Origin of the sequence: Sphingomonas sp. FUKUSWIS1 (assembly GCF_000733135.1) — a bacterium.
Lineage (GTDB): Bacteria > Pseudomonadota > Alphaproteobacteria > Sphingomonadales > Sphingomonadaceae > Sphingomonas > Sphingomonas aerolata.
The window spans coordinates 1-3,908 of sequence record NZ_JPJC01000053.1 but is presented as its reverse complement, the minus strand read 5'-3'; the positions used below and the strand labels follow the sequence as shown (position 1 = coordinate 3,908).

Sequence of the window (3,908 nt, the reverse complement as noted above, 5' to 3'; positions counted from 1 at the left end):
CTCGGCTTCGCGCCCGCGCCGCCGTTCGGCGCGGCGTTCGACGCCGAGCCCGCCGCGCCCCCGGTCTGGCCCAATCCGGCGTGGCCAAGTCCGTCCTCGCCCACCCCGTCCGGGGTTCCGATGTCTTCGCCGCCTTCGGCTGCGCAGACCGCCGACGATCTGCCGCCGCCGATCATCCGACCCTTTGCGCCATTGGCTGCCCAGCCTGCCGCCGCGCCGGCCGCCGCATCGAATGTCGCGGATGAGCAGGCCGAGCTGCCGGCGGTTGCGACGACCGTGCCGGCCGCGAACACCGACAGCGCCGCTCCGTCCTCCTATGCGGGCAGCCGGAGCGACGCCGATTCCTATGATGCATTCGCACATGCCCCGCCGTTCCGCGCACGGCGCAACACCACCCGGCTGTGGACGATCGGTGCGGTGGCGGCCGGGCTTCTGATGCTGCTGGGCGTCGCTGCGATCCTCTATGTCGGCGCGCCTGGCCTTGCGACGCAGCTTGGACTCGTGACGGGCGCGGACGAGACACCGCTGCGACTGCGCGACAATCCGATCGAGCGCCGCGAACTGGACAACGGATCCGAGCTGTTCGCGGTCAGCGGCCAGGTCACCAATCCCTCCGATTCGACGCAGCGCGTGCCCGACATCCGCGCCGAGCTGCGCGATGCGCAGGGCCGGATCGTGTATAGCTGGACGATCACCCCGCAAAAGCGGACGCTGACACCTGGCGCGGCGATCGATTTCAACTCCGCCAAACTCGACGTGCCGTCGAATTCGAAACGGCTCGAGCTGAGCTTTGCCGGCGAAAACGCCTCCTGATCCGGTTCCGCCGCCCCGACGCGGTGGCGGCATAGGGCCCTGCGACATGATTTTCTCGCAGCGGCGCGCATTCGATGGCGAAAGGGCGTTGCGGGATCGCAAAAGCCTTGCTAGTGGCACCGGCCTACCAGCTAGCCGGCTTGTCCGGTCAGTGTTTCACGTGCGGCCGTGGCGGAACTGGTAGACGCGCAACGTTGAGGTCGTTGTGGGCGAAAGCCCGTGGAAGTTCGAGTCTTCTCGGCCGCACCACTTTCCTCGTTTCTACCGACCCGGATCAGAACCACCCCCATGGGGGACATGACGGTCCGTCCTGCGGGATCCTGTCAAAGCGGAGCACGGCGATGGCCGATTCGATCGACGACCAGATCATCGAAACGCCCGATGGCCCGATGACGTTCGCGCAGTGGAAGAAGAAGCACCCCGTGCAGCTCCCGTCGCGCCGCACCAAGGGCAAGAAGCTTCCAAACAAGGTGAAGTTGACGACCGACGAGGTTTAGTCGCCGGTCGTCGTTGCCAGGCCCCTGGGAGGGGGGATGGGGACCTGACAATCGGGGTTTGACTCCAGCACCCGGGACAAAGTCACGAGCGATAGCGGCGCAACGAAGCGAAGCCCGAATCGGTTGCCACGTCGCCAGCAGATTGCCGCAAAAATCGCGAGTCCTCCGGGATCGACGACGAGCTGGGCCGCCTGCCCTTGTGAAAAATGCCCGCAGAGCGACGCCGCGACCTTGAGCTTCGCGCCACCGGTCGAGATATCGACCAGCCTTGCGGCATACCAGCACCCCTCGACATTCAGCCTGACTGGTGCCGAAACCACGAATCGCGGCGATCGGGCGATCATCCCGGCGGCGTCGCGCGTCGCGAAGACGGGGTCGATCGCATGCGGCTCGTCAAAATCGACCCCTGCGTGAAACCCGTCGACCCAGCGGACGGTGGCGCGAAGCAACGGCATGCCACGCACCTTGATCTCAAGCGTCTCACCAAGCGCTGGCAGCGTGGTGAAGCGCGCCTTCAGACCGACGGTCGAAATGTCATGGACGAGACAGATCGAGCCGCGGTCGGCATGCATGACCCGGCCGATCAGCAGGACGGTCGCATGGCGCCGACCGGCACGCCGGTCGCGGTCCGCGGGCTGGCGCAGATCTGCGCCGCTCCCGCTGTCGCCGCCGGTTGCGTCTTCCTCGTCAGGCCCCGAGAGCACGCGCCGTCTCCCCGCCGCCATGCGATCGGGAGGCGCGACGCGCGATCAGCACGCACCGCCCTGTCGGTGCGCGATCGCGCCGTCTAGTCCCTGAGCCTGGCCTGCCTTGCCGCACATTTGATATCCCCGAACGGTGTCGGCGAACCGTGCTAGGCGCGGCTTAACTAATTACTACAAAACCGAAATTACTGTAATACCGTGCTGAATGCCGGTCAGCGTCGGGCGATCGCGGTGAGGTAGCCGGCGACCGCGTCATAGCCGGCTGCGCTCAGCGAGATTTCGATGCGACGCCGATCGGTCGGGTCGTTGACGCGGTCGATCAGCTTCAGCTTGTGGAGGTGCTCGATCCAGCGTTGCGACGTGGTGACCGGTGCATCCGCCATCGCGACCAGCGCCTTGACGTTGGTCGGCCGGTGATCGCGGTGCGAAACGAACAGTGCGACGAGCATGTCCCAGGCCGGCTCGTGAAACAATTCGCCCGGCAGGAAGCGACGGCGCAGTTTACGATGCGCCAGAATCTCCTTGGCCCGGGCGACGAGCATCTCCTCGCTGATCGGGCTCGTCGCATCCTCGGCCCGCTGGTCGACGACCCGCGATGCCCGCGCCGTGAACTCCTCGCTGACGGCGGCCAGCCTCGATCCCAGATCCTTGATCAAGTCGGCAACGGATTCGTCTTTCACCACATGCTCCCGGTCGCCCACAGGGTCTTAAGCCCATAATGACCCAAATATGGCGGCACGCCGGCATAATGGTCAACATCATTCAGCTATCTGTTTTACCGCTCTATTCTTTTCGGCACACGCTATAGTCTCGGAACTTTCTTAAGATGTGCAAAACGGGTCGAAATCTGTTCAGTTTGGTTGTGATTGATGGCTTGCCCCGTGTGGGTTTTTGGGCTGCAACAGGTAGAATTTTGTACCAATGTGAAACCAATATAAGGTTTGATCGATTTTGCCCGCGTCCGGCATGATCCTCCGGCTTGGACGCCCTCCTCGGAGATACGCGATGAATGCTGCACGCATCTATGAGCTTCTGCAGGAAGCCTGTCGCGCGCTCGAACAGGCGGGCGATCATGCGATTGCGGCTTATGTCGGTGTCAGCATGGCGATGGTCGAGGAGAAGTACCTGGTAGGGCACGACCATCTCGACCCGATCGATCAGGACTGAGGCCGGCGCGGTTCCGCACGGCAAGGGCTTGTTATAGCGGCATGCCGGGCCGATGTCCGGACGTCACGCGTTGGCCGTATCAACCGTGCGAAAGGATGTCGTGCCCGCTCCCCTGCCTGCCTATCTGAACGCGATCGGGACTGCGGTCCCCGGCCATGACATTCACGAGGCCTTTATCCGCTGGGCACGCGACCGGGTCGATGCCCGTTCGGCCAGGCTGTTCGATCGGATGGCGGGTCGATCGGGTATCGCGCACCGCTGGTCGGTGCTGCCGCCAACAAAGGCCATCGCGGTCGCGGACGGCGTCGACAGCGGCGACAAGCAGCGGCTGCATGCCGGGTCTCCGGTCGACCCGGGCGGCTTTTACGCGATCGATCCGCATCCCGGCACCGCGGAGCGGATGGCCATCTATGCCGACGCCGCACCCGGTCTTGCCATCGAGGCGATCGCCGCGCTTCAGGAAACGATCGCGCTCGGCACGATAACGCATCTGGTGGTGGCGAGCTGCACCGGGTTCGTCGCGCCCGGTATCGACCAGATCATCGCCCGCAGGCTCGCGCTGCCCGCGACGGTCGAGCGGCTGCTGATCGGGTTCATGGGATGCTATGCCGCGGTCGTCGCGCTCCGCAGCGCGCGGCATATCGTCCGGTCGGAGCCCGGCGCGCGCGTCCTGGTGGTCACCGTCGAACTGTCCACGCTGCACCTGCAGGCGGTGTCCGAGATCGAG

Annotated in this window: 5 protein-coding genes, 1 tRNA gene and 1 pseudogene; 5 read left to right on the top strand and 2 right to left on the bottom strand. The window is 65.1% G+C overall.

The window, feature by feature from the left end; genetic code table 11:
• The 3 genes from sphsw_RS04420 to sphsw_RS20055 form a co-directional block, all read left to right on the top strand.
• The coding region (locus tag sphsw_RS04420) for an FxLYD domain-containing protein (RefSeq protein ID WP_443024367.1) at positions 1-813 on the top strand (813 nt) is incomplete at its 5' end.
• A 162-nt stretch (positions 814-975) separates the two neighbouring features.
• Positions 976-1,062 (top strand) — tRNA-Leu (locus sphsw_RS04415).
• Between the two features lie 92 nt (positions 1,063-1,154).
• Positions 1,155-1,310 (top strand): hypothetical protein, encoded by a 156-nt coding sequence (locus sphsw_RS20055; RefSeq protein ID WP_166746558.1) that lies wholly within the window; start codon positions 1,155-1,157, stop codon positions 1,308-1,310.
• On the opposite strand, the gene sphsw_RS04410 is transcribed toward sphsw_RS20055, so the two are convergent.
• Positions 1,307-2,014, bottom strand: a complete 708-nt coding sequence (locus tag sphsw_RS04410; protein ID WP_160172605.1) for a PilZ domain-containing protein — start codon at positions 2,012-2,014, stop codon at positions 1,307-1,309. The two genes, sphsw_RS20055 and sphsw_RS04410, sit on opposite strands and share 4 nt — an antisense overlap.
• A 212-nt stretch (positions 2,015-2,226) precedes the next feature.
• Positions 2,227-2,694 carry a hypothetical protein gene (locus sphsw_RS04405; RefSeq protein ID WP_031395526.1) on the bottom strand — a complete coding sequence of 156 codons (468 nt, stop codon included), beginning with the start codon at positions 2,692-2,694 and terminating at the stop codon, positions 2,227-2,229.
• Positions 2,695-3,019: 325 nt separating this feature from the next.
• Between sphsw_RS04405 and sphsw_RS19650 the strand changes: the two genes are divergently transcribed.
• Both sphsw_RS19650 and sphsw_RS04400 read left to right on the top strand, forming a co-directional pair.
• Positions 3,020-3,181, top strand: a complete 162-nt coding sequence (locus tag sphsw_RS19650) for a hypothetical protein (RefSeq protein WP_160172604.1) — start codon at positions 3,020-3,022, stop codon at positions 3,179-3,181.
• Between the two features lie 100 nt (positions 3,182-3,281).
• Positions 3,282-3,908 (top strand): annotated as a pseudogene (locus sphsw_RS04400) (type III polyketide synthase); the annotation flags it as partial.

Coding starts and splice junctions, on each gene's coding strand:
- sphsw_RS20055 (WP_166746558.1), top strand. CDS start 1,155: ATGGCCGATTCGATCGACGACCAGATCATCGAAACGCCCGATGGCCCG.
- sphsw_RS19650 (WP_160172604.1), top strand. CDS start 3,020: ATGAATGCTGCACGCATCTATGAGCTTCTGCAGGAAGCCTGTCGCGCG.